The organism is Pseudomonas sp. zfem004, from assembly GCF_032621715.1.
Lineage (GTDB): Bacteria > Pseudomonadota > Gammaproteobacteria > Pseudomonadales > Pseudomonadaceae > Aquipseudomonas > Aquipseudomonas sichuanensis.
The window spans coordinates 51,604-72,327 of sequence record NZ_JAVYJF010000027.1; the positions used below are offsets into that span (position 1 = coordinate 51,604).

Sequence of the window (20,724 nt, forward strand, 5' to 3'; positions counted from 1 at the left end):
ACCGTGGGAGCGGCGGTGCGCCGATGCGACTTGCCCCGCGATGGCGTCATTCGCCCTGCCGCCAGAACCTGCGCCCTGCACGCTCCCCCACCACCTCACCCTGGCTCCCAAGGCGCAACCTCAACGCCCCCTCCAGCGCCGTGTCATGCACCCTCATTTGGTGCCGCCGATAACGCTCGATCACCTGCGGATGCGGATGCCCGAACCCATTGTGCCGCCCGCGCGATATCAACACCCCGCGCGGGGCCATGGCCCTGATGAGCGCCTCGCTGGACGAGGTGCGGCTGCCATGGTGCGGCGCCTGCAGCCAGTCGATGCGCGGATCGTCCGTCGCGGCCAGCCAGGCCCGCTCGGCGCCGGCCTCCATGTCGCCTGCCAGCAGCAACCGCTCGCCATTGGCCTCGACCCGCAGCACACAGGAACGCTCGTTGCTGTTGGGCCCAGCCGGCCACTGCCAGAGCTCGAAATCGACACCATCCCATTGCCAGCGCTCGCCACGCTTGCAGGGCTGGCCGTGCAAGCCTGGCGCCAACGCCATCGCTTCGCCGGCCAGCACCCGCTTCACCGGCAGCCCGCGATGAACGGCCGCGGCGCCCCCGGCATGGTCGGCATGGGCATGGCTGATCAGCATCAGGTCCAACTGCCGCACCCCGAGCCTGCGCAAGGTCGGCAGCACCACGCTTTCGCCCAGGTCGCTCTCCCCCATCGCAGGGCCGGCGTCATACAGCAAACTGTGTTGGCGAGTGCGCAGCAACACCGCCAGCCCTTGGCCAACGTCCAGCTGCCAGACTTCAACCTGGCCATGCGGCACCTGCTCACGTGGCGCCCACAGAGCCAGCAACAGGACCGCACCCGGCGCACGCAAAGGTACGCCCCGAGGCAACAGCACCAGCAACGCGCCAAGCCCCACCAGCAGCCCGGCCCACAGCGGCAGTGGCTCGGCAATCCACGCCGGCACCAGCGCAGCCACCTGGGCAAGCCAGGCAAACAGGGCGTGCAGCGCAATGCCCGCCAGCCACAGCAGCCCCTCCCCCAACCAGGGCAGCGGCAACAGCGCGGTACCGAGCAAGGCCAAGGGCAGCACCGCCAGGCTCAGCCACGGCACCGCCAGCAGGTTGGCCAGCGGCGCCGTAAGGCTGATCGGCAGGCCCAGCGCCAGCAGCACCGGCAGCAGGCCCACGGCGATCACCCATTGCGCCCGCGTCCAGGCCTGCCAAGGCCGCCAGGCGCCCAGCCGGGCGGCAAAACACAGCGCCAGCACCGCCACGGCGGCGAACGACAGCCAGAAGCCCGGCAACAGGCTGGCCAGCGGCTCGACCAGCAACACCCCCAGCAGCGCCAGCAACAAGGGCAGCCCCAAGCCCAGCTGGCGAAAACGCAGGCGCCACAGCAGGACCACCGCCAGCATCAGGCAGGCACGCTGTACCGGCACGCCGAAACCCGCCAGCCAGCCGTACAGCAGCGCCGCCCCCATGGCCAGGCCGCAAGCCCAGGGCAACCAAGGCAGGCGTCGCGGCCAAACGCCCAGACGGGCCAGCCCGGCCACCGCGCCATAGACCAACCCGGCCAGCAGCCCTATATGCTGCCCGGAAATCACCAGCAGATGGACCGTGCCGGTAGCTTGCAGGGTCTGCCAGTCCTGGCGCGTCAGCCCCGCGCCATCGCCCAGCACCAGCGCCGCCAGGGCCGCCTCGCGCCCATGGGCATCGACCGCCAGCAAGCGTTGGCGAATGCCGTCGCGCCAGTCGTGGGCGGGAGCGCCCAGCCGCTCACCGGCCTTGACCGTGCCGGTGGCGCCGATCCGCCGTGCCAGCAAGGTTGCCTCGCGGTCCGGGCCATGGGGGTTGAGCAACCCATGGGGGCGGCGCACGTTGACCGCCAGCCGCCAGCGCTCCCCGGCGCGCAACGCGGGGCCGTCGAACCAGCTCAGTTGCAAGCGCCGCGGCAACTCGGCGCGACGCGAACTGGCCTGCTCCAGCTCGAAGCGCACACCGTGCTCGGTGCGCGCCGGCAGGCCGACCACCCGCCCCTCCAGCCACAAGGTGCGCCCGTCCAGTGCCACGGCCAGCCGATCATCCAGTGCCTGTTGCGCCGACCAGCACGCCCAGCAAAGCCCCAACAAGTAACAGCCAAGCGGCCAGCCCCGCGTACGCAGGCAGGCCAGCCCCAGCAATGACAGTGCAAGCAACCACCCGACCGATGGCAGAGCAGGCAGAAAGCGCAGGCTCAACAGCCCGAGCGCGAGCGCAAGCATCCCTGTGCGCATGAGATAGAGCTCCAGAAGCGAAAAACGCCCCTGAGGCTTAGCCGATCAATAGGGAAATTCTGCTAAACAATTGTCACAAACTCTGAACGAGGCTGCGGTTCAATCAAGGCATACTGACGCCCTTCAACCCCGCCGGGAGCCCACATGCCGCGCCGTCTGTTCAAACGCTACATGCCGGACCCGACCAGCATCCGGGAACACAAGTCGTTACGCTTTTTCGGCAAGCTGCTCCACGACCCCAACCTCTGGCACCTCAACCGCCACTCGGTGGCACGGGCCATGGGTGTCGGGCTGTTCGCGGCATTGATCCCCATCCCCATGCAGATGCTGCTGGCCGCCGCCCTGGCGATCCCGGTACGCGGCAACCTGCCCATCGCGGTGAGCCTGGTGTGGCTGACCAACCCGCTGACCATGCCGCCGGTGTTCTTCGTCACCTACATGACCGGCGCCTGGCTGATGCAGGTACCGCCGCGCACGCTGCCCGAGGAAATCACCGTCGACTGGGTCACCGACCAGCTGGCGACGATCTGGCAACCCTTCCTGCTGGGCTCGGTGGTGTGCGGGGTGGTGCTCGGCGTACTTGCCTACTTCACCACCCAGTTCTACTGGCGCTGGTGGGTGGGCCGGCAGTGGCGCCGGCGCCAGTGTCGCTGCCTACGCCCGCATGCCGCGGCCGCTGACCAGCAGGCGGATGCACAGCAGGTAGAGCAACGCGGTGGCCACCAGCATGAACGTGATCGCGGTGCCAATGCTGATGTCCGACACCCCTAGGATGCCGTAGCGGAACGAGTTGACCATGTGCAGCACCGGGTTGGCCAACGACACGGTCTGCCAGAAAGGCGGCAGCAGGGTGATCGAGTAGAACACCCCGCCCAGGTAGGTCAGCGGCGTCAACACGAAGGTCGGGATGATCGAGATATCGTCGAAGTTGCGCGCGAACACCGCGTTGACGAAGCCCAGCAGCGAGAAAATGGTCGCGGTCAGCAGCACCACCGCGACGGTCACGCCCAGGTGATGCACCTGCAGGTGGGTGAAGAACAGCGACAGGATGGTAACGATCACCCCCACCGCCAAACCACGCAGCACGCCGCCCAGCACATAGCCGACGAGGATGATGTGCGGCGACACCGGCGACACCATCAGCTCTTCGATGGAGCGCTGGAACTTGCTGCCGAAGAAGCTCGACACCACGTTGCCGTATGAGTTGGTGATCACCGACATCATGATCAGCCCCGGCACGATGTACTCCATGTAGGTGAAGCCACCCATGTCGCCGATCTGCCGGCCGATCAGGTTGCCGAATATCACGAAGTACAGAACCATGGTGATAGCCGGCGGCAGCAAGGTCTGCGGCCAGATACGCAAGAAGCGCCGCACTTCGCGGTAGACGATGGTGTTCAGGGCCACCCAGTTGGTGCGCAGCTCCACACTCATACGGCCACCTTCGACAGGTTTTTTTCCACCAGGGACACGAACAGCTCCTCGAGTCGGTTGGTCTTGTTGCGCAGGCTCTGCACCTCGATGTTCTTCAGCGCCAGCTGGCCGAACAGCGCGGTGATGCCGATCTCCTTCTCCACCTGCACTTCCAGGGTGTGCGGGGTGATCAGCCGGCACGGGTAGCCCAGCAGCTCAGGCGCAGCGGGCAGGTCGTGCTTGAGGTCGAGCACGAAGGTCTCGACATGCAGCTTGCCCAGCAGCTGGCGCATGCTGGTGTTCTCGACGATGGTGCCGTGATCGATGATGCCGATGTTGCGGCACAGCTGCTCGGCCTCTTCGAGGTAGTGGGTGGTGAGGATGATGGTGATGCCCTTCTGGTTGAGCTCGGTGAGGAAGCTCCACATCGAACGGCGCAGCTCGATGTCCACCCCCGCGGTCGGCTCGTCGAGGATCAGCAGGCGCGGTTCGTGGATCAGCGCCCGGGCGATCATCAGGCGGCGCTTCATGCCCCCGGACAGCGAGCGCGACTGTACGTCACGCTTGTCCCACAGCCCCAGCTGGGTCAGGTACTGCTCGGCACGTTCCTTGGCCAGCTTCGGCGGGATGCCGTAGTAGCCGGCTTGGGTGACGACAATGTCGAAGGTCTTCTCGAACTGGTTGAAGTTGAACTCCTGGGGCACCACGCCCAGGCAGCGCTTGAGCGCGGCTGGCTCGCGGTCCAGGTCGTGGCCGAACACGTTGACCGTGCCGCTGGTCTTGTTCACCAGGGTGGAGAGGATGCCGATGGTGGTGGACTTGCCGGCGCCATTGGGGCCCAGCAAGGCGAAGAAGTCGCCTTCGGCAACGTCCAGGTCGATGCCCTTCAGGGCCTGGAAGCCGTTGCCGTAGGTCTTGGTCAGCTGTCGGATGGACAGGGCGGAACTCATAGCGGGTCACGTACCGGATCAAGAATGGTTCAGGACACGCCAGGCAAAGTCACTGGCGCAGTGAGTGCGGCCATGGTGCAAGGCCCGGCCGCACAAGTACAGTCACATCTATTGATAATGACTATCGAAGTGGCGTCACGTCAGGGCCGTCATCACTGCCGCCTGGTAGGCCGGGCGTTGCTTGAGGCGCTCGTACCAGGCTTCCAAGTGGTACATGGACGGGCGTTCGATGGGCATTTCGAACCAGGCGTAAATGAAGCTGCCCAGGGGGATGTCGCCCATGCCGATCTGCTCGCCGGACAGGTACGGCTGCCTGGCCAGGGTTTCGTCGGCGATGGCCAGCAACTGGGCGCACTGCTTGTGCGCGGCGTTGATCGCCACCCAGTCGCGCTGGTCTTCGGGGGTGCGCAGCAGGCCCCAGAACAGCGGGCGGAACGGGGTAGCGAAGGACGAGGTGGTCCAGTCCATCCATTTGTCCGCCAGGGCACGTTGGCGTGGATCGTCGAGGTACCAGCCCTGCTCTTCGCCGTACTCGGCGCACAGGTAGCGGACGATGGCGTTGGACTCCCACAGCACCAGGTCGCCGTCTTCGAGCATCGGTACCAGGCCGTTGGGGTTGAGGGCGCGGTAATGCGGTTCGTTGACCACGCCGAAGGCGCCGCCGGCGTCGATGGATTCAAAGTCCAGGCCCAGTTCGTGGGCGATCCACAGCGCCTTGCGCACATTGCTCGAATTCTTGCGGCCCCAGATCTTCAGCATGACGACGTCCTTATGAATGCGGGAGGGGGGACAGTCTACTCCAGGCTTGGGCGTTGTGTGGGGGTGTGAGGTCCCTATCGCGGGGCAAGCCCGCTCCCACGGTGGGTGCTGCGTGGGAGCGGGCTYCCCCCGCGACAGGGCCCTCTGCCAATAGAGATCGCATGAGGGCTGACAGGTGTTCGCCGATGTTTTTACAGCGCCTATCAGATCGAGCGCCGCCCGCGCGGCGCTTCGCGGGTAAACCCGCTCCCACAGTTTGTTTCGGGCCAGTCTTTCCTGTGTCATCACCTGGTCCGCCTTGTTGCTACGACGCGGTATCGCGGTGGGCGTTGACGGCCCCTCATCCATCTTGCGACATGCATCAAGGCGGCCAGCGGTACCCTCACAGGCATAATTGGCCCGAAATAAACTGTGGGAGCGGGTTCACCCGCGAAGCGCCGCGCGGGCGGCGCTCGATCTCATAGGCGCTACAAGGCCTTCGCCTGGCACCTGGCCGCCCTCACGCGGTAGCCAGCCAGGACCTTCCAACCCGTAAGACATTTCCGAACCTGAAACCAAATGCTTCAGCCAGCGGAGCTTGGGAACTATCCTACGCGCCTGCCGGAAGCAGCCGCGTTGTCGGGGAGATACCCCAGGGATAACTTCACCCGGTCGCCAAAATTGGTGACCGGGTGTGAGAACCCGAGCCCACATCGAATGCCGCTCTGCTATGGCAGCCGTGCGTGGGCAGGTTCGTCCTGACCGGTTTTCCTTTGTGGCCGGGTTCTCACCCCTCGCACGGTTGCCACCCAATCCTGTGAGAACGATCAGGTAGCAACTCCAGCTATTAACAAAGGAGTTCCACCATGAAAAAACTCGTCCCCGACCCACCCCGCTTCTTCCCTTACCTGTCCATCTCTCCCGACCTCACCCCCGAAGCCGCCCGCAGCGAAGCCACCTCGCTGATGGGCTGCCTGCGCGAAGTCCTCGATATGTACTTCGACACCGACAGCGAAGAGCAGCGCCAGACCCTGCTGAACACCTGCGTCTACCTGAACCAGCTGCTCTACCCCCTGATCCGCCACGAAACAGGAGCGCAGCCATGACCACCCCGACCAACCATGGCAGCACCTCAGGCACCACCACCTGCCTGGAGCTGTTCCGCATCCAGCCCGGCATCCCCTTCCAGCACGCCTTCGACGAGTTGTCGGTACTGCTCGGCTGCATCCGCCACCTCACCTGCGAAGCCGAAATGGAAAACGACATGCTGGCCGGCAGTTCGGCGCGCATCCTCAGCGCCATGGCCAAGGCAYTGATCGATGAYATGGAGCTGGGRYTGAATCGCTCCGGTTGATCCAATGGCCTCATCGCGGGGCAAGCCCGCTCCCACGRMRYCGACATCGTGGGAGCGGGCTTGCCCCGCGATAGGGCCCTCGCAACAGACACAAAAACAAAGCCCCGGCACTGGCCGGGGCTTCGTTGATCAGGCGGCGTTACTCGCCACGCCTTGCGCCTCTTTCGGCGCCAGGCGGAAGCTGTAGTACAGCGCCGTCAGCAGCACCAGGAACGCCGGGCCGATGTACAGCGCCACGCGAGTCTCCTCGAAGTACGCCATCAGCCCCACCACCAGCACCAGGAACGCCAGCGCCAGGTACGAGCTCAGCGGCCACAGCCACATGCGGTACTTGAGCGCGTTACGCTCGGCAGTGGACAGCCCGGCACGGAACTTGAGCTGCGCCAGCAGGATCATCACCCAGGTCCAGATCGCGCCGAAGGTGGCGATCGAAGTCACCCAGACGAACACCTTCTCCGGCACCAGGTAGTTGGCCAGCACGCCCAGCAGCAGCGCGCCGATCGACAGCAGCAGCGCATTGCGCGGCACACCGCTCTTCGAGGTGCGGGCGAAGGTGGCCGGGGCCTGGCCGTTCTGCGCCAGGCTGTAGAGCATGCGCCCGGTGCTGAAGATGCCGCCGTTGCACGACGACAGCGCGGCGGTGATCACCACGAAGTTGATGATGCCGGCGGCAGTCTTGATGCCGAGGCGCTCGAAGGTCATCACGAACGGGCTGCCCTGGCTGCCGATTTCGTTCCACGGGTAGATCGACAGGATCACGAACAGCGCGCCCACGTAGAACAGCAGGATGCGCCAGAACACCGAACCGATGGCCTGGGGGATGGTCTTCTGCGGGTTGCGGGCTTCGCCGGCGGTCAGGCCGATCATTTCCACGCCCAGGTAGGCGAACATCACCATCTGCAGCGACATCAGCACGCCGGTCACGCCGTTGGGCATGAAGCCGCCGTTGCTCCACAGGTTGGAGATGCCCATGGCCACGCCGTCATTGCCGAAGCCGAACGCGATCACGCCGATGCCGCCGAGCACCATGGCAATGATGGTGACGATCTTGATCAGGGCGAACCAGAACTCGAACTCGCCGAACGCCTTGACCGCGATCAGGTTGATCGCGCCCATGCTGCCCAGGGCCATCAGCGCCCAGATCCAGCGCGGCACATCGGGGAACCAGATGCCCATGTAGATGGCCACCGCGGTGATTTCGGCAACGCAGGTCACCAGCCACAGGAACCAGTAGTTCCAGCCGGTCAAGAAGCCCGCCAGCGGGCCGAGGTAGTCTTGGGCGTAGCGGCTGAAGGAGCCTGCGACCGGGTTGTGCACGGCCATTTCGCCGAGGGCGCGCATGATCACCAGGATGGCCAGGCCACCGATGATGTAGGACAGCATGATGGCGGGGCCGGCCATTTCGATGGCCTTGGCCGAACCGAGGAACAGGCCGACGCCGATACAGGCGCCGAGGGCCATCAGACGGATGTGCCGTTCGCCCAGTTCGCGCTTGAGCGGGCCGCCCTGGGCGGACTCACCGTGGGCAGGATGGTTGCCGACTGGCATAGCAATACAACCTCATTTTGTTATTGGATTTGACCTTCGTGCAGCACCGGCCGCGCCGATAGGCGCAACGTCGTCTTGCCAGGCGGCCTTGTGGGCCGGCCTGTCTGCCACGCGGGTTGCGGGCAGGGCGAAGGGGCCGAGCAGTATAGGAAGCCAGATGTAGGGCTTTTCACTATATAAAGCAGGAAATTTGGCGAGAATTCTCGGCCAGAATGCCTTTCACGGAGGGGCATCACCGCCCTTCAGTGCCCATGCACAGGAATGGGGCAGCTACCTTAGCAACATTGCCGAAGAATGGAAGTCGCACCAAAGGCGCATGTTCATACAGCCATCTTCGAAGCCTCCTACAAATTTTTCACCAAAGCCGACCAACGTCTAAGCTTCAGACAAGCAACGCGAAAATACCTGGCCGGACTCAAGACTATGGGCGCACTGTGGCAATCGGAACCAAGCAGTACGGAAGCACCCAAAGCACCCCAGGCTGAAACTCCACCGCCAAAACCTGCGCGCCAGCGCCATCTGTGGTGGCGGTTGATCCTGCTGATCCTGATCGTCGCAATGGTTGCGGTGGGCTATGCCGCCTGGCAGGAGATCCAGACCTCGCGCCTGCAATCGCGCGAATTCAGCAAACTGGCCAGCACCCTCACCTACCAGCTCGACCCCGGCCCCAGCGACGCCATCGTCTACCCCGGTGACGGCCCCTTCGACAAACGCCTGGGCTACAGCGCCCTGGGCGAATTCCTGCCGCGCCTGCTCAAGCGCGACTACCTGATCAACCAGCAGGTGCGTTTCTCCCCGGCGCTGATGAGCTATGCCGAGCATGGCCTGTTCGTGCCCTACGTCGAGAAGATCCAGGCCGGCCTGTCGATCACCGACTGCCGCGGCGACACCCTCTACCAGTACAACTACCCGCAGCACCTGTACCCGAACTTCGCGGCGATCCCGCCGGTGATGGTCAACAGCCTGCTGTTCATCGAAAACCGCGAACTGCTGGACCCAGCAGACCCGAAAAGCAACCCGGCGGTGGACTGGCCGCGCTTCGCCAAGGCCGCCTACAGCCAGGTGGCCAAGTACCTGGCGCTGCCCGGCCAATCTGCCGGCGGCAGCACCCTGGCCACGCAGCTGGAAAAATACCGGCATTCGCCGGACGGCCTGACCGTGTCCGGCGCCGAGAAGATCCGCCAGATGATTTCGGCCAGCGTACGCGCCTACCAGGGCGGGCCGGACACCACCGAGGCGCGCGAACGCATCGTGCGTGACTACCTCAACAGCGTGCCGTTGTCGGCGGTGCCCGGGCACGGTGAAGTGCATGGCATGGCCGAGGGCCTGCGGGTCTGGTACGGCGCCGATTTCGACCAGGTCAACCAGGCACTCACTTCCACCGCCAGCGACGAGAAAAGCCTGGCCGAGCGCGGCCTGGCCCTGCGCCAGGTGCTGTCGCTGATGATTGCCCAGCGCCGGCCCTCGCATTACCTGTCCAAAGGCCGCATCGAGCTGGCCGAGCTCACCGACGCGCACATCCGCGTGCTCGCCGCCAACGGCATCGTCGAGCGCCCGCTGGCCGACGCGGCCCTGGCCAGCAAGGCGGTGTACCGCGACTGGGTGGCCCAGCCGACCATCGTGCCGATCATCACCAACAAGGGCATCAGCCTGGCCCGCAACCGCCTGGCAGCCATGCTCAACCGCCCGCTGTACGACCTCGACCGCCTCGACCTGTCGGCCACCAGCACCCTGCAGGCCGACCTGAACGTGCAGGTCAGCCAGTACCTGAAGAACCTCGCCGACCCGGCGTTCGCCGCGCAAATGGGCCTGATCGGCGAACGCCTGCTCACCAGCAAGACCACCGACCAGGTCAGCTACAGCTTCACCCTGTTCGAGCGCACCGGCGACGGCTCGCGGGTGCGGGTGCAGACCGACAGCACCAACCAGCCCTTCGACATCAACGAGGGCAGCAAGCTGGAGCTGGGCTCCACCGCCAAGCTGCGCGTGCTGACCACCTACCTGGAAATCATCGCCGAGCTGCACGACAAGTACGCCGGCAAGCCGCCCGCCGAGCTGAAGAAGGTGCCGGTGGCCGAACTCGACCGCATCAGCCAGTGGTCGCTGGAATGGCTGATGCAGAACCAGAAGAACCAGAGCCTCGATGCCATGCTCGACGCGGCCCTTGAGCGCAAGTACTCGGCCAATACCGGCGAGGCGTTCTTCACCGGCGGCGGCATGCACGTGTTCAACAACTTCCGCAAGGAAGACAACAACCGCAACCCGACGCTCAAGGATGCCCTGCGCGAATCGATCAACCTGCCGTTCATTCGCCTGATGCGCGACCTGGTGCGCTACGTCACCTACCAGCAGCCGTACAACCGCGAACCGCTGCTCAGGGACGACAATGACCCACGGCGCCAGGAATACCTGGCGCGCTTCGCCGACCGCGAAGGCAGCAACTACATGATGCGGTTCTGGAAGAAGTACCAGCGCAAGACCTCGCAGCAGCGCCTGGATACCTTCCTCGACAGCATGCGCGTCACCCCGCAGCGCCTGGCGGCGGTGCACCGCTACCTGTTCCCCGAATCCGGCCAGGAAACCTTCAACGCGTTTGTCAGGGCCCACAGCAAGGACGACAAGATCGCCATGGCCAAGCTCACCGACAGCCGCCTGGTGGAAATGTACGAAGCCTATGGGCCGGGCAAGTACGACCTGCCCGACCAGGGCTATATCGCCAAGGTTCACCCGCTGGACCTGTGGATGCTCGGCTACCTGCTGAAGAACCCCGGCGCATCGCTCAAGGACACCCTCAACGCCAGCCGTTTCGAGCGCCAGGAGGTGTACAGCTGGCTGTTCAAGAGCCGCCACCAGGGCGCCCGCGACAGCCGCATCCGCACCATGGTCGAGATCGAGGCGTTCACCGATATCCACCAGCGCTGGAAGCGTGTGGGTTACCCGTTCGACCACCTGGTGCCGTCCCTGGCCACCGCCATCGGCAGCTCCGGCGACCGCCCGGCCGCGCTCTCCGAGCTGGTCGGCATCATCCAGAACGACGGCGTGCGCCTGCCGACCCTGCGTATCGACACCCTGCACTTCGCCCAGGGCACGCCTTACGAAACCCAGCTGCTCAGCGACCCCGACCGCGGCCAGCGGATCCTCCCGGTCGAGGTGGCCCGGGCGCTCAAGGGCGCGATGTCGCAGGTGGTGGACGCCGGTACCGCACGGCGCATCTCGGGCAGCTTCAAGCTGCACGACGGCACGCCGCTGGTGATGGGTGGCAAGACCGGCACCGGCGACAACCGCATCGAAAGCTTTGGCGCAGGTGGCCGGCTGATCGGCTCGCGCTCGCTGAACCGCACCGCCACCTTCGTGTTCTTCCTCGGCGACAACCACTTCGGCACCCTCACCGCCTTCGTGCCGGGGCGCACGGCCGAAGCCTTCACCTTCACCTCGGCACTGCCGGTGCAGGTGCTCAAGGGCATGGCACCGATCCTCATGCCGTACCTGGAACCGAACAACCCCAACGCGTGCAAGGCACCGCAGGTGGCCTTGCAACCGGTACAGCGCAACGACCTATCGAGCAACTAGATGATAATCATCTGCATTTGAGGGCTTGTCTTTAGATATATCTTGAGTAATATCTTGCGATATATCGAAACAGACGGAGCCCCTGCGCCATGCGCGATCATTCCTCCCATGACCCTTTCGAACGCCGCCCTGGCCGCGGCGAGCGCGGCCCACGGGTGTTCGCACCGGGCGACCTGAAACTGCTGATGCTGTCGATGCTGGCCGAGCAGCCTGGCCATGGCTACGACCTGATTCGCCAGATCGAGAACCTGTTCGACGCCAGCTACAGCCCAAGCCCCGGCGTGATCTACCCGACCCTCAGCTACCTCGAAGAAGCCGAGCTGATCAGCGGCCAGATCCAGGGCAGCAAGCGCCTGTACGCCATCACCGATGCCGGTCGCAACGCCCTGGCCGAGCAAGCGGTCGCCCTCGACGGCGTGCGCATGCGCATCGAAGTGAGCAAGCGAGCCCTGCGCGGCCATGACCGCCCCCCCGAAATCCATGAAGCCGTCGGCAACCTGCGCCACGCCCTGCACATGCACAGCGGCCGCTGGACGCCCGACGAGATCGAGCGGGTACGCACCCTGCTCAACGACACCGCCAAGGCCATCGCCTCTGGGCCGGCCGTTACGGAGAACACCCCATGAGCGACACCATCCACCGCGTCAACCACGAAATCCGCCAGCGCCGCCTTGTGGTGCTGCGGGTCACCGACCTGACCCCGCGCATGCGCCGCGTCACCCTCGGTGGCGCCGAGCTGGCCGGTTTCACCAGCGTCGGCACGGACGACCACATCAAGCTGCTGTTTGCCTGCACGCCCGAGGAGCAGGTGACCATCGATGCGCGCAACCTGGGCCGCGACGGCGGCGCCCGGCCGACCATGCGCGAATACACACCACGGCGCATCGACCTGGCGAACCTGGAGCTGGACATCGATTTCGTGCTGCACGGCGACGGTCCGGCGTCGACCTGGGCCGCCCAGGCCGCGCCGGGGCAGACGCTGGACATCGCCGGGCCACGGGCCTCGATGGTGGTGCCGGATATTTTCGACAGTTACCTGCTGATCGGCGATGAAACGGCGATCCCGGCCATTGCGCGACGCCTGGAAGAACTGCCGGCAGGGCGCCAGGTGCTGGCGGTGATCCAGATCGAGGATGAACAGGAGCGCCAGCCACTGCCGAGCAAGGCCCAGGTCGAGGTGATCTGGGTGCGCCGGAAAGGCGAAGACCTGCTGGAGCGGGTGAAGCACCTGGCGCTGCCAGGTGGCCGGTTGTACGGCTGGGTGGCGCTGGAGAAGGCACTGACCCGCCAGGCCAAGGCATTGCTGCTGGACAAAGGCGTGCCCGAGGATGCCCTCAAGGCCGCTGCCTACTGGCGAGCTGACGGCAGCGCCGACGACGAGTGAGGTTGCCAGTACTGCATTATCGCGGGGCAAGCCCGCTCCCACGCCAATATGGATACGTGGGAGCGGGCTTGCCCCGCGATAACACCAACAATTTCATCAAGGCCTGCGCCAGCGATCCAACCCCAGCAATACCAGCCCTATCCCCCAAAACCCCGCCAGCACCCCCAGGGCATTGACCATCACCTGCCCATACCCCAACCGCGCCACATCGACGAAGGGATACGGATAGACCCCGATCTCATGCCCGCGCAACAGCACAAAGGCAAAATACAGCCCCGGATACAGCGCCCACAGCGCAAGGTGCCACAGCCGCAGTTGCCCCTTCGGCACCTCGAACCACCAATACAGAAAGAACAGCACCGGCATCACGTCGTGCAGCAGCTCGTCCGCCAACCATTGCCAGCCCTGGGGTTGCCACAGGTGGCGCAACAGCAGGCTGTAGGCCAGGCCCACCAGCAGGATGCTGGCGGCGATGCACGAACTGACCGCAGGTGAGAGGAACCAGCGCCTGGCCGCCGACTCGCGACCGAACGCGGCATGGCTCAATACCGTGGCCGCCAGGGTGTTGCTCAGCACGGTGAAAAAACAGAACAGGTTGACCAGCCCGCCAATCAGGCTGGCCTGCGCCTGCCAGCGCGCCAGCAGCACCAGGTACAACTGGATCGCCAGGCCCGCCCAGCCGAGCACGGCGGCGAGCGTCAACCAGGGGCGGCGCGGCATCAGCCTTTGCGCTGCAGCTTCACGTACAGCTGCTCGACCTTCTCCCGCGCCCAGGGCGTCTTGCGCAGGAAGGTCAGGCTCGACTTGATGGTCGGGTTGCTCTTGAAGCAGCGGATATCGACGCGCTCGGCCAGGCCCTGCCATTGGTAGTGCGCCACCAGCTCGGTGAGGATCTGCTCGAGGGTCTTGCCGTGCAGCGCATTGTGTTGGGCCGTGCTCATGCCAGTGCTCCAGGTTCGGGAAGGTGCGCACCTTACACGAGTGTAGAGGGCTAGTGGCATCTACGGCCTGTGCAGGTGTGCCCTGTAGGAGCGGCCTTGTGTCGCGAAAGGGGCGCGCAGCGGCCCCAGGATCGTGGCCATGGCATAGATCGTTGGGGCTGCTTTGCAGCCCTTTCGCGACACAAGGCCGCTCCTACAGACAAATACGCCAACCCACAAAGTACTGGCCAGCACCGAACGGCTTGTGATGGAATGTTATAAAGTAACTATTAACAATCTGCCAAGGAACGCCACATCTCCATGCGTCACATGCCGCTGCACCTCTCCCCTCTTGCCGTCGCACTCTGGCTGGCCTCGCCCGCAAGCCACGCCGTCGAGCTGCAACCCCAGGTGATCACCGCCAACCCGCTGGGCAACGCGCAACTGGCCGCCCCCAGCACCGTGCTCGAAGGCGACGCGCTGCTGCAACAGCAGCACGGCAGCCTGGGCGAGACCCTGAACAAACAGCCCGGCGTCGCCTCCACCTGGTTCGGCCCCGGCGCCAGCCGCCCGGTGATCCGTGGCCTGGACGGCGACCGTATCCGCATCCTGCGCAACGGCGTCGGCGCCCTGGACGCCTCGTCGCTGTCCTATGACCACGCCGTGCCGCTGGACCCGGTCACCGTCGAACGGGTCGAGATCGTGCGTGGCCCGGCCGCCCTGCTGTACGGCGGCAACGCCATCGGCGGTGTGGTCAACACCTTCGACAACCGCATCCCCGACGCGCCCATCGACGGCATCCACGGCGCCGGTGAGCTGCGCTATGGCGGCGCCGACACCACCCGCAGCAGCGCCGGCAAGCTGGAAGCCGGCAACGGCGCCTTCGCCCTGCACCTGGATGCCAACAGCCGCCAGTTCAACGACCTGCGCATCCCCGGTTACGCACGCAGCTCGAAGGTGCGCGACGCCGACGAGCCTGGCAGCAAGCACCGCCTGGACAACAGCGACGGCCGCCAGGACGGTGGAGCAATCGGCGGCAGCTATCACTGGGACCACGGCTACACCGGCCTGTCCTACAGCCGCTACGACAGCAACTACGGCTCGGTGGCCGAACCCGGTGTGCGCCTGGACATGCAACAGGACCACTACGGCTTCGCCTCGGAACTGCGCGACCTCGACGGCCCGTTCAGCTCGGTCAAGGTCGATGCCGGCTACACCGACTACCAGCACCGCGAGATCGAAAGCGGCGAAGTGCACACCACCTTCAAGAACAAAGGCTACGAGGCGCGCATCGAGGCGCGGCACCAGCCGCTCGGCCCGGTCGAGGGGGTGATCGGCGCGCAGGTTAGCCGCAACGAATTCTCCGCCCTGGGTGAAGAGGCATTCGTCCCGCACACCGACACCGACAGCCTGGCGCTGTTCATGCTCGAACAATGGCAGGCCACCGAGCGCCTGAACCTCAGCCTGGGCGCCCGCCTGGAGCACACCCGCGTCGACCCCGATGCCAAGGGCAACGAAACCTTCGCCGCCGCCGACAGCGCCAGCAGCTTCAACGCCTTCAGCCTCTCTTCCGGCGCCGTCTACCAGCTCGACCCGGTGTGGGCGCTGGCCGCCAACCTGGGCTACACCGAGCGCGCCCCGACCTTCTACGAGCTGTACGCCAACGGCGCCCACGTCGCCACCGGCGCCTTTGAGGTGGGTGACGCCAACCTGAACAAAGAGAAAGCCATCTCCGGCGACCTGGCCCTGCGCTTCGACAATGGCACCCACAAGGGCAGTGTCGGCGTGTTCTACAGCCACTTTCGCAACTACATCGGCCTGATCGGTACCGGCAACCTGCGCGAAGGGCACGATCATGACCATGACGAAGATCATGATCACGACCATGAGCACGAAGGCTTCCCCGAGTACCAGTACCAGGGCGTGCGTGCGCGCTTCTATGGCATCGAGGCCCAGGACCGTTGGCAGTTGCTGGAGAACCGCTACGGCAGTTTCGCCCTGGAGCTGTCGGGCGACTACACCCGGGCGAAGAACCTCGACAGCGGCGAGCCGCTGCCGCGCATCGCGCCTTTGCGCCTGAACAGCGGGCTGGTGTGGGAACTGGATCGCTGGCAGGCGCGGGTCGACGTGCAGCATGCTTCTTCGCAGCACCGTAAGCCGGCCAATGAGACCAGCACCGATGGCTACACCACCCTGGGTGCCAGCCTGGGGTATCGCTTCGATATCGGCCAAAGCCAGTGGCTGGCCTTTGTGCGTGGGGAGAACCTGACGGACCAGACGGTGCGCTATGCCAGTTCGATCCTGCGGGATATCGCGCCGGCGCCGGGGCGTAGTGTGGAGGTAGGGCTGCGTACGAGCTTCTAAACCCATCGCGGGGCAAGCCCGCTCCCACGAAAACCTGAACCGCTCGTGGGAGCGGGCTTGCCCCGCGATGGCCCTGACTATTACCCCTCCAGCAACAATCCCCTGCGACATTTTGTCTTTTTTTCTTACAACTTCCCCTATATCCTCCCCGCCGCAAGCTGAATCGCTTCATCGAATACCTTTCGCAGCCTTTTCCCTTCGATGCTCCCACGCCTCGTTGCGCTTGCCGTTTCTTCAACAATCAAAAGATAGCGCTATCTCATGCTCCAGTTGCCCACTACCCGCTACGCCGGACTCGCCTTCGCCACCCTGCTCGGCAGCCTGTCCCCCACCACCAGCGCCAGCGAACTGTTCGCCAAGGACTCCCCCTGGATGCTCGGCGACTGGGGCGGCACCCGCACCGACCTGCTGGAAAAGGGCTACGACTTCACCCTCGGCTACACCGGCGAGATGGGCAGCAACCTGCACGGTGGCTACAGCCACGACCGCGCCGCACGCTACAGCGACCAGTTCACCTTCGGCGTGAACATGGACCTGCAGAAGATCCTCGGCTGGCATGACACCGAATTCCAGCTGACCGTCACCGAGCGCCACGGCAACAACATCAGCAACGACCGCATCAACGACCCGCGCGTCGGCGGCTTCACCTCGGCCCAGGAAGTCTGGGGCCGCGGCGAAACCTGGCGGCTGACGCAGATGTGGATCAAGCAGAAGTACTTCGACGGTGCGCTGGATGTGAAATTCGGCCGCTTCGGCGAAGGCGAAGACTTCAACAGCTTCCCGTGCGACTTCCAGAACCTGGCGTTCTGCGGCTCGCAGGTCGGCAACTGGGTGGGCGGCATCTGGTACAACTGGCCGGTCAGCCAGTGGGCGCTGCGCGTGCGCTACAACCTGAACGACGAGCTCTATGCCCAGGTCGGCGTGTTCGAGCAGAACCCGTCCAACCTCGAATCGGGCAACGGCTTCAAGCTCAGCGGCAGCGGCACGCAAGGTGCGGTGATGCCGGTCGAGCTGGTGTGGAGCCCGCGGCTCAATGGCCTGAAAGGGGAATATCGCGCCGGCTACTACTACAGTAATGCCAAGGCACAGGATGTTCTGAAGGACAGCAACGGCGCCCCGGCCGCCATCAGCGGCGCCGCCTACCGCAGCAGCTCGAGCAAGCACGGCCTGTGGCTCGGCGTGCAGCAGCAGGTGACCGCGCAGGCGTCCGACCAGTCGCGTGGCCTGAGCCTGTTCGCCAATGCCACGGTGCACGACAAGAAGACCAATGCCATCGACAACTATGTACAGGCAGGTGTGGTTTACAAAGGGCCGTTCGACGCCCGCGCCAAGGACGACATCGGTTTCGCCCTGGCCCGTGTGCACGTCAACCCCGGCTACCGCAAGAACGCCCGCCTCATCAACCAGGCCGCCGGTCTCTACGACTACGACAACCCTGGCTACCTGCCCGTGCAGGACACCGAATACAGCGCCGAACTCTATTACGGCATCCACCTGGCCAACTGGCTCACCGTGCGCCCGAACCTGCAGTACATCCGCCACCCGGGCGGGGTGTCGCACGTCGATGATGCGCTGATCGGTGGCCTGAAGATCCAGAGCACTTTCTAACCTCCCCTTCCACTCTACGGAGAACAGACGATGAGCACTGACGGTGCCAACAATGGAACCCGCTGGCTACCGCGCCTGATGGGCGTGCTGCTGTTGCTGATGGGCCTGGCCCTGCTGGCCGGCGGCATCAAGCTGAGCCAGCTGGGCGGTTCGCTTTACTACCTGATCGCCGGGGTCGGCTTCGCCCTGTCCGGCATCCTGCTGCTGGCCAAGCGCCGCATCGCCCTGGGCCTGTACGGCCTGGTGCTGCTGGGCAGCACGGTCTGGGCCCTGCTGGAAGTCGGCCTGGATTGGTGGCAACTGGTGCCACGCCTGGCCATCTGGTTCGCCATCGGCGTCGTGCTGCTGCTGCCGTGGGCGCGTCGCCCGCTGATCGGGCCTGCATCGAAGATCAATACCGCCCTGCTCAGCGTGGCCGTGGTAGCCTCCGGCGCCACAGCCGTGGCCAGCCAGTTCACCCACCCGGGCGAAATTCGTGGCGCGTTCACCCGCGACGACAGCGAAATGGGCAGCGCCGCTCCGGCCATGCCGGACGGTGAATGGCAGGCCTACGGCCGTACCGAACACGGCGACCGCTACTCGCCGCTGCGCCAGATCACCCCGCAGAACGCCTACCGCCTGGAAGAAGCCTGGCGCATCCGCACCGGTGACCTGCCGACCGAAAACGACCCGGTGGAGCTGACCAACCAGAACACCCCGCTGAAAGTGAACGGCATGCTCTATGCCTGCACCGCCCACAGCAGGCTGTTGGCCCTGGACCCGGACACCGGCGCCGAGATCTGGCGCTACGACCCGCAGGTCAAGAGCCCTACAGGTACCTTCAAGGGCTTCGCCCACATGACCTGTCGTGGCGTCTCCTACTACGACGAGAACAGCTACGTCAGCCGTGACGGCAGCCCCGCGCCGAAAATCACCGACGCCGGCCAGGCCGTGGCCCAGGCCTGCCCGCGCCGCCTCTACCTGCCTACCGCCGACGCCCGCCTGATCGCCATCAACGCCGACAACGGCAAGGTCTGCGAAGGCTTCGCCAACCAGGGCGTGATCGACCTGACCCGCGGCATCGGCCCATTCACCGCCGGTGGCTACTACTCCACCTCGCCGGCGGCGATCACCCGCAGCCTGGTGATCATCGGCGGCCACGTGACCGACAACGAGTCGACCAACGAGCCGTCCGGCGTGATCCGCGCCTATGACGTGCACGACGGCCACCTGGTGTGGAACTGGGACAGCAACAACCCGGACGACACCAAGCCCCTGGCCGACGGCAAGTTCTACAGCCGCAACTCGGCCAACATGTGGTCGATCGCCAGCGTCGATGAAGACCTCGGCATGATCTACCTGCCGCTGGGCAACCAGACTCCCGACCAATGGGGCGCCGACCGCACCCCGGGCGCCGAGAAGTACAGCGCCGGCATCGTCGCCCTGGACCTGGCCACCGGCAAGGCGCGCTGGAACTACCAGTTCACCCACCATGACCTGTGGGACATGGACGTCGGCAGCCAGCCGACCCTGGTCCACCTGAAGACCGACGACGGCGTCAAGCCCGCGGTCATCGTGCCGACCAAGCAAGGCAGCCTGTATGTGCTCGACCGCCGCGATGGCACGCCGATCGTGCCGATCCGCGAGATCCCGGTACCACAAGGCGCGGTCAAGGGCGACCACACCGCACCGACCCAGGCCCGCTCCGACCTCAACCTGCTCGGCCCGGACCTGACCGAACAGGCCATGTGGGGCGCCACGCCGTTCGACCAGATGCTCTGCCGCATCCAGTTCCGCAGCCTGCGCTACGAAGGCCAGTACACCCCGCCGTCCGAGCAGGGCAGCCTGGTCTATCCGGGCAACGTCGGCGTGTTCAACTGGGGCAGCGTGTCGGTCGACCCGGTGCGCCAGCTGCTGTTCACCTCGCCCAACTACATGGCCTTCGTGTCGAAGATGGTGCCGCGTGAGCAGGTTGCCGAAGGCAGCAAGCGCGAAAGCGAGACCAGCGGCGTGCAGCCGAACACCGGTGCGCCGTACGCCGTGACCATGCACCCGTTCATGTCGCCGCTGGGCGTGCCGTGCCAGGCTCCGGCCTGGGGCTATGTGGCCGCCATCGACCTGTTCACCAACAAAGTGGTGTGGAAGCACAAGAACGGCACCACCCGTGACAGCACCCCGGTACCGATCGGCATGCCGGTGGGCGTACCGAGCATGGGCGGCTCGATCGTCACCGCCGGTGGCGTGGGCTTCCTCAGCGGCACCCTGGACCAGTACCTGCGCGCCTATGACGTGAAGAACGGTGAAGAGCTGTGGAAAGCCCGCCTGCCGGCAGGCGGCCAGGCCACGCCGATGACCTACACCGGCAAGGACGGCAAGCAGTATGTGCTGGTGACTGCCGGCGGCCACGGTTCACTGGGCACCCGCATGGGTGACTACATCATCGCTTACAAACTCGCCGAGTAAGCCTGCAATGCGGTGGTGAACCCACCACCGCTTTCGCGGGTAAACCCGCTCCCACAGGTTGGACTGCCCCCAAAAAGTTGGACAGATTAGCTGGCGGCCTGGGCCCTGTACTCGACAGGGCTCAGGCCGTTCAGTTTCTGCTTTATGCGGTCATGGTTGTAGTAGCG

Annotated in this window: 17 protein-coding genes; 9 read left to right on the plus strand and 8 right to left on the minus strand. The window is 65.3% G+C overall.

The window, feature by feature from the left end:
- Window positions 1-46: 46 nt before the first annotated feature.
- A complete protein-coding gene (locus RTH46_RS23020; RefSeq protein ID WP_316906715.1) occupies window positions 47-2,266 on the minus strand; it encodes a DNA internalization-related competence protein ComEC/Rec2 in 2,220 nt (739 codons plus the stop codon).
- 144 nt (window positions 2,267-2,410) lie between these two features.
- Between RTH46_RS23020 and RTH46_RS23025 the strand changes: the two genes are divergently transcribed.
- Window positions 2,411-3,037, plus strand: a complete 627-nt coding sequence (locus RTH46_RS23025; RefSeq protein ID WP_153787921.1) for a DUF2062 domain-containing protein — start codon at window positions 2,411-2,413, stop codon at window positions 3,035-3,037.
- Here RTH46_RS23025 and RTH46_RS23030 read toward each other — a convergent pair.
- From RTH46_RS23030 to RTH46_RS23040, 3 genes are all read right to left on the minus strand, one after another.
- Entirely contained in the window at window positions 2,921-3,700 is a 780-nt protein-coding gene (locus RTH46_RS23030) for an ABC transporter permease (RefSeq protein WP_110995696.1), read from the minus strand. The genes RTH46_RS23025 and RTH46_RS23030 overlap by 117 nt on opposite strands.
- The gene (locus RTH46_RS23035; RefSeq protein ID WP_153787922.1) at window positions 3,697-4,629 is read right to left on the minus strand and encodes an ABC transporter ATP-binding protein; all 933 of its coding nucleotides are present in this window, start codon (window positions 4,627-4,629) and stop codon (window positions 3,697-3,699) included. The genes RTH46_RS23030 and RTH46_RS23035 overlap by 4 nt, the downstream gene beginning before the upstream one ends.
- Before the next feature lie 135 nt (window positions 4,630-4,764).
- Window positions 4,765-5,388 (minus strand): glutathione S-transferase, encoded by a 624-nt coding sequence (locus tag RTH46_RS23040; RefSeq protein WP_316906716.1) that lies wholly within the window; start codon window positions 5,386-5,388, stop codon window positions 4,765-4,767.
- An 845-nt stretch (window positions 5,389-6,233) separates the two neighbouring features.
- Between RTH46_RS23040 and RTH46_RS23045 the strand changes: the two genes are divergently transcribed.
- Entirely contained in the window at window positions 6,234-6,473 is a 240-nt protein-coding gene (locus RTH46_RS23045) for a hypothetical protein (protein WP_316906717.1), read from the plus strand.
- On the plus strand, window positions 6,470-6,721 hold the full coding sequence (locus RTH46_RS23050) for a DUF3077 domain-containing protein (protein WP_279846115.1): 252 nt from the start codon (window positions 6,470-6,472) through the stop codon (window positions 6,719-6,721). The genes RTH46_RS23045 and RTH46_RS23050 overlap by 4 nt, the downstream gene beginning before the upstream one ends.
- Before the next feature lie 129 nt (window positions 6,722-6,850).
- On the opposite strand, the gene RTH46_RS23055 is transcribed toward RTH46_RS23050, so the two are convergent.
- On the minus strand, window positions 6,851-8,269 hold the full coding sequence (locus RTH46_RS23055; RefSeq protein WP_125462831.1) for an amino acid permease: 1,419 nt from the start codon (window positions 8,267-8,269) through the stop codon (window positions 6,851-6,853).
- A 423-nt stretch (window positions 8,270-8,692) separates the two neighbouring features.
- Between RTH46_RS23055 and RTH46_RS23060 the strand changes: the two genes are divergently transcribed.
- The 3 genes from RTH46_RS23060 (at window position 8,693) to RTH46_RS23070 (ending at window position 13,223) form a co-directional block, all read left to right on the plus strand.
- Entirely contained in the window at window positions 8,693-11,839 is a 3,147-nt protein-coding gene (locus RTH46_RS23060) for a transglycosylase domain-containing protein (RefSeq protein WP_153788739.1), read from the plus strand.
- An 89-nt stretch (window positions 11,840-11,928) separates the two neighbouring features.
- A complete protein-coding gene (locus tag RTH46_RS23065; RefSeq protein ID WP_153788740.1) occupies window positions 11,929-12,465 on the plus strand; it encodes a PadR family transcriptional regulator in 537 nt (178 codons plus the stop codon).
- Entirely contained in the window at window positions 12,462-13,223 is a 762-nt protein-coding gene (locus tag RTH46_RS23070; protein WP_316906718.1) for a siderophore-interacting protein, read from the plus strand. The genes RTH46_RS23065 and RTH46_RS23070 overlap by 4 nt, the downstream gene beginning before the upstream one ends.
- A gap of 96 nt (window positions 13,224-13,319) precedes the next feature.
- Here the strand turns inward: RTH46_RS23070 and RTH46_RS23075 are convergent, their stop codons facing one another.
- Together RTH46_RS23075 and RTH46_RS23080 are read right to left on the minus strand one after the other, a co-directional pair.
- Complete coding sequence (locus tag RTH46_RS23075; protein ID WP_316906719.1) at window positions 13,320-13,943, minus strand: Pr6Pr family membrane protein; 624 nt, start codon at window positions 13,941-13,943, stop codon at window positions 13,320-13,322.
- On the minus strand, window positions 13,943-14,164 hold the full coding sequence (locus RTH46_RS23080) for a VF530 family DNA-binding protein (RefSeq protein ID WP_153788743.1): 222 nt from the start codon (window positions 14,162-14,164) through the stop codon (window positions 13,943-13,945). The genes RTH46_RS23075 and RTH46_RS23080 overlap by 1 nt, the downstream gene beginning before the upstream one ends.
- Window positions 14,165-14,464: 300 nt before the next feature.
- Here RTH46_RS23080 and RTH46_RS23085 point away from each other — a divergent pair, with 300 nt between their 5' ends.
- The 3 genes from RTH46_RS23085 (at window position 14,465) to RTH46_RS23095 (ending at window position 20,557) form a co-directional block, all read left to right on the plus strand.
- Window positions 14,465-16,507: a TonB-dependent receptor gene (locus RTH46_RS23085; RefSeq protein ID WP_316906720.1), complete on the plus strand. Its 2,043-nt coding sequence runs from the start codon at window positions 14,465-14,467 to the stop codon at window positions 16,505-16,507.
- 261 nt (window positions 16,508-16,768) lie between these two features.
- A complete protein-coding gene (locus RTH46_RS23090; protein WP_153788745.1) occupies window positions 16,769-18,115 on the plus strand; it encodes a carbohydrate porin in 1,347 nt (448 codons plus the stop codon).
- A 30-nt stretch (window positions 18,116-18,145) separates the two neighbouring features.
- Window positions 18,146-20,557 (plus strand): glucose/quinate/shikimate family membrane-bound PQQ-dependent dehydrogenase, encoded by a 2,412-nt coding sequence (locus RTH46_RS23095; protein WP_153788746.1) that lies wholly within the window; start codon window positions 18,146-18,148, stop codon window positions 20,555-20,557.
- 86 nt (window positions 20,558-20,643) lie between these two features.
- Here the strand turns inward: RTH46_RS23095 and RTH46_RS23100 are convergent.
- Window positions 20,644-20,724 (minus strand): IS3 family transposase (locus RTH46_RS23100; protein WP_316906721.1); only part of this gene is annotated, 81 nt, incomplete at its 5' end.

Bases quoted from the DNA above. Each gene is read 5' to 3' on its own strand.
- RTH46_RS23020 (WP_316906715.1), bottom strand. From the start codon at position 2,266: ATGCGCACAGGGATGCTTGCGCTCGCGCTCGGGCTGTTGAGCCTGCGC.
- RTH46_RS23025 (WP_153787921.1), top strand. From the start codon at position 2,411: ATGCCGCGCCGTCTGTTCAAACGCTACATGCCGGACCCGACCAGCATC.
- RTH46_RS23030 (WP_110995696.1), bottom strand. From the start codon at position 3,700: ATGAGTGTGGAGCTGCGCACCAACTGGGTGGCCCTGAACACCATCGTC.
- RTH46_RS23035 (WP_153787922.1), bottom strand. From the start codon at position 4,629: ATGAGTTCCGCCCTGTCCATCCGACAGCTGACCAAGACCTACGGCAAC.
- RTH46_RS23040 (WP_316906716.1), bottom strand. From the start codon at position 5,388: ATGCTGAAGATCTGGGGCCGCAAGAATTCGAGCAATGTGCGCAAGGCG.
- RTH46_RS23045 (WP_316906717.1), top strand. From the start codon at position 6,234: ATGAAAAAACTCGTCCCCGACCCACCCCGCTTCTTCCCTTACCTGTCC.
- RTH46_RS23055 (WP_125462831.1), bottom strand. From the start codon at position 8,269: ATGCCAGTCGGCAACCATCCTGCCCACGGTGAGTCCGCCCAGGGCGGC.
- RTH46_RS23060 (WP_153788739.1), top strand. From the start codon at position 8,693: ATGGGCGCACTGTGGCAATCGGAACCAAGCAGTACGGAAGCACCCAAA.
- RTH46_RS23065 (WP_153788740.1), top strand. From the start codon at position 11,929: ATGCGCGATCATTCCTCCCATGACCCTTTCGAACGCCGCCCTGGCCGC.
- RTH46_RS23070 (WP_316906718.1), top strand. From the start codon at position 12,462: ATGAGCGACACCATCCACCGCGTCAACCACGAAATCCGCCAGCGCCGC.
- RTH46_RS23075 (WP_316906719.1), bottom strand. From the start codon at position 13,943: ATGCCGCGCCGCCCCTGGTTGACGCTCGCCGCCGTGCTCGGCTGGGCG.
- RTH46_RS23080 (WP_153788743.1), bottom strand. From the start codon at position 14,164: ATGAGCACGGCCCAACACAATGCGCTGCACGGCAAGACCCTCGAGCAG.
- RTH46_RS23085 (WP_316906720.1), top strand. From the start codon at position 14,465: ATGCGTCACATGCCGCTGCACCTCTCCCCTCTTGCCGTCGCACTCTGG.
- RTH46_RS23090 (WP_153788745.1), top strand. From the start codon at position 16,769: ATGCTCCAGTTGCCCACTACCCGCTACGCCGGACTCGCCTTCGCCACC.
- RTH46_RS23095 (WP_153788746.1), top strand. From the start codon at position 18,146: ATGAGCACTGACGGTGCCAACAATGGAACCCGCTGGCTACCGCGCCTG.